This is a genomic window from Tepidimonas sp., assembly GCF_036825565.1.
Classification (GTDB): Bacteria; Pseudomonadota; Gammaproteobacteria; order Burkholderiales; family Burkholderiaceae_C; genus Tepidimonas.
The window spans coordinates 1-3,123 of sequence record NZ_DAISXZ010000122.1 but is presented as its reverse complement, the minus strand read 5'-3'; the positions used below and the strand labels follow the sequence as shown (position 1 = coordinate 3,123).

Here is a 3,123-nt window from a genome sequence, read left to right as displayed (position 1 = left end):
GGGCGGTGGGGTGCGGGCATGTCGATTCCCTTGGCGAGCGGTGGGGTGTGTTCGTCAGATCAGACCGGCGGCGCGCAAAGCCGCCTCGACTGCGGGCTGGTTTGGGGCCGACAGCGGCGTCATCGGCAGGCGCAGCGTCGGGCCACACAGGCCCATGTGCGCCATGGCCCACTTGACGGGGATGGGGTTGGCCTCGACGAAGAGCTGCTTGTGCAGCGGCAACAGTTGCATCTGGATGCGCATGGCGGTGCGGGCGTCGCCCGCGATCGCGGCCATGCACAGCTCGTGCATGAGGCGTGGGGCGACGTTGGCGGTGACGCTGACGTTGCCCTGGCCCCCGCACAGCATCAGCGCCACGGCCGTGGCGTCGTCGCCCGAGTAGAGGGCGAAGTCGGCGGGCTTTTCCCGAATCAGCCACTGGGCGCGTTCGATGTTGCCCGTGGCCTCCTTGATGCCGACAATGCCCGGCACTTCGGCCAGGCGCAGCACCGTCTCGGGTTGCAGATCGGCCACGGTACGGCCCGGCACGTTGTACAGGATGATGGGCAGGTCGCCGGTGGCCTCGGCAATCGCCTTGAAGTGCTGGAACAGGCCCTCCTGCGTGGGTTTGTTGTAGTAGGGCACGACCTGCAACTGGCAGTCGGCGCCCACGCGGCGGGCAAACTCGGCCAGCGCGATCGCCTCGCGCGTGGAATTGGCGCCGCAGCCGGCCATGATGGGCCGCCGCCCGGCGGCCTGCTCCACGGCGACGCGGATGATTTCGCAGTGCTCCTCGACGCTGACCGTGGGCGACTCGCCGGTGGTGCCGACCACGCCGATGCAGTCGGTGCCCTGATCGATGTGCCAGTCGATGAGCTTGCGCAGGGTGTCGTAGTCGACGCGACCGTCCTCATGCATGGGGGTGACGAGGGCGACGATGCTGCCGGTGATGGGCTTCATGGCGTGTGCGCAAATCCAGTGTTGGGTCCAGCGGACATTCTAACCAGCGGCTCGGGCGGTGCTCACCGGGTCAGAGCGGGTAGCGCGGCGGCGCGGCGTTCGCGGCCGGTGCCTCGCGCACGGCCGCGATGCGCTGCACGAAGCGGTCCGGCTGGCTCAGAAAGCCATCCTCGTAGGCGATCACGCGCAGCTCGGCACAGGCGCGCAGCAGCTCGCCCGGGGCCAGCAGAAAATCGGGACGCGATGGCTTGCCGACGGTTTCGTTGCCCTGGGCGAAGGTCTCGTACAGCAGCACGCCGCCGGGTGCGACCGCCTGCACGATGTGCGGCAGCAGGGGGCGCCAGAGGTAGTTGGTCACGACCACTGCGTCAAAACGCTCCTGCGCCAGGGGCCAGGGGGCGCCCTCCAGGTCGGCGGCGAGCGGGCGCAGCGCCGCGCCCAGGTCGGCGAGTGAGGCCAATGCCGCCGTGTCGCGGTCCACCGCGGTGACGTGCCAGCCCCGCGCGACCAGCCAGCGTGCGTGGCGCCCGTGGCCACAGGCTAGATCCAGAGCGCGCCGTGGCCCCCCATCGGGCGCACGGGACTGCAAGAGCGCCTCGAAGCGGGTAATCCAGGGCGAGGGGGGCAAGACGGCGTGCGGCATGGTCAAAAGCAACTCCAGAGCCGATCCGCCAGCGTGAGCAGAAAGTCTGGCTCCAGATACCAGGCGAACACCGCGCCGCACGCCCCCAGGGCCACCCCCCAGCCGGCCAGGCGCAGGACCGGGCTCAAGACCGGACGCGATTGGGGCGACGGGGCGGCGAAGGACATGGCAGGGGCGGGTCCTTGAAGTGAAGACGGTCGAGCGGAGGCCTTGGGTGCGCTGGGGCCGCGAGCGGTCACGGAGTGGCCGGCCCGGTCATGCGCACCGGCCCGCGGCGGATCGGTGCCTCTTGGATGGGCCAGTTGACGACGGCGGCAAAAAGACCCAGCGCGATGGAGATCCACCACACGATATCGTAGCTGCCTGTGCGGTCGTAGAGCAAGCCGCCCAGCCACACCCCCATGAAGCTGCCCACCTGGTGGCTGAAGAACACGAAGCCCCCGAGCATCGACAGGTGCGCGACACCAAAGATTTGCGCCACGATGGCATTGGTCGGCGGTACCGTGGACAGCCACAGCAGCCCCATGGCGGCGGCGAAGGCGTACACGCTCCAAGGCGTTAGCGGCGCGGCCAGAAACAGCGCGATCGCGATCGAGCGCAACAGATAGATGCCGGCGAGGATTTTGCGCTTGGCCAGCCGCTGCCCCAGAACGCCCACCGCATAGGTGCCAAAAACATTGAACAGGCCGATCAGCGCCAGCGCCGTGGACGCCACCTGCGGCGACAGGCCGTGGTCCTTCAGGTAGCTGGGCATGTGCACCCCGATGAACACCACCTGGAAGCCGCAGACGAAATAGCCCGCCATCAACAGCTGGAAGCTGCGGTAGCCGAAGGCCTCGCGCAGCGCCTGGCCGATCGTCTGTTCACGCGCAGCCCCCCGCGCACCACTGGCAAAGTCCGGCTCCCGCAAGCCCCAGGCCAGGGGGGCGATCGCGAGCACGGCGCCGGCGAGCACCAGCAGCGCGTCCTGCCAGCCGAAGGCGGCGATCAGCCAGCCTTCCACCGGCACCATCAAAAACTGCCCGAACGACCCGGCTGCGGCCGCCAGCCCCATGGCCCAGGAGCGCCGCTCGGCCGGGATTTGGCGCCCGATGACCCCGTAAATGATGGCGTAGGTCGTGCCCGCCTGGGCCGCACCGATCAACACCCCGGTGGTCAACGCAAACACCAGCGTCGAGGTGGCGAGTACCATGCCCGCCAGACCCATTGCGTACAGCAGCGCGCCGCCCAGCAACACCCGGTAGGCCCCAAAGCGGTCTGCCAGCATGCCGGCAAAAATGCCGAACACCCCCCAGGCCAGGTTTTGCACCGCCATCGCGAAGGCAAAGGTTTCGCGCGTCCAACCCTGTGCCTGGGTGATGGGTTGCAGCCACAGCCCAAAGCCATGGCGGATACCCATGGAAAAGGTCACGATGAGGGCGCCGCACAGCAGGACCTGGGCAGCGGCGAGTCGACGGACAGCGGTCATCCGCGAACTGTAGCGGATGGTCGTTCTCCCCGCGCGGGGGCATCGATGGCCGGGTGGGGCGGATGGGTTGGGG

4 protein-coding genes are annotated in these 3,123 nt (G+C 68.8%); all 4 read right to left on the bottom strand.

The window, feature by feature from the left end; all coding sequences use genetic code 11:
* Positions 1 to 54: 54 nt before the first annotated feature.
* Positions 55 to 939 carry a 4-hydroxy-tetrahydrodipicolinate synthase gene (gene dapA / locus V7026_RS11260; protein WP_334155471.1) on the bottom strand — a complete coding sequence of 295 codons (885 nt, stop codon included), beginning with the start codon at positions 937 to 939 and terminating at the stop codon, positions 55 to 57.
* A gap of 70 nt (positions 940 to 1,009) precedes the next feature.
* Positions 1,010 to 1,582, bottom strand: a complete 573-nt coding sequence (locus tag V7026_RS11255) for a class I SAM-dependent methyltransferase (protein ID WP_334155470.1) — start codon at positions 1,580 to 1,582, stop codon at positions 1,010 to 1,012.
* A gap of 2 nt (positions 1,583 to 1,584) precedes the next feature.
* The gene (locus V7026_RS11250; RefSeq protein WP_334155468.1) at positions 1,585 to 1,749 is read right to left on the bottom strand and encodes a hypothetical protein; all 165 of its coding nucleotides are present in this window, start codon (positions 1,747 to 1,749) and stop codon (positions 1,585 to 1,587) included.
* Positions 1,750 to 1,817: 68 nt separating this feature from the next.
* Entirely contained in the window at positions 1,818 to 3,050 is a 1,233-nt protein-coding gene (locus V7026_RS11245; RefSeq protein WP_334155467.1) for an MFS transporter, read from the bottom strand.
* Positions 3,051 to 3,123 lie beyond the last annotated feature (73 nt).

Bases quoted from the DNA above. Each gene is read 5' to 3' on its own strand.
- dapA (WP_334155471.1), bottom strand. From the start codon at position 939: ATGAAGCCCATCACCGGCAGCATCGTCGCCCTCGTCACCCCCATGCAT.
- V7026_RS11255 (WP_334155470.1), bottom strand. From the start codon at position 1,582: ATGCCGCACGCCGTCTTGCCCCCCTCGCCCTGGATTACCCGCTTCGAG.
- V7026_RS11250 (WP_334155468.1), bottom strand. From the start codon at position 1,749: ATGTCCTTCGCCGCCCCGTCGCCCCAATCGCGTCCGGTCTTGAGCCCG.
- V7026_RS11245 (WP_334155467.1), bottom strand. From the start codon at position 3,050: ATGACCGCTGTCCGTCGACTCGCCGCTGCCCAGGTCCTGCTGTGCGGC.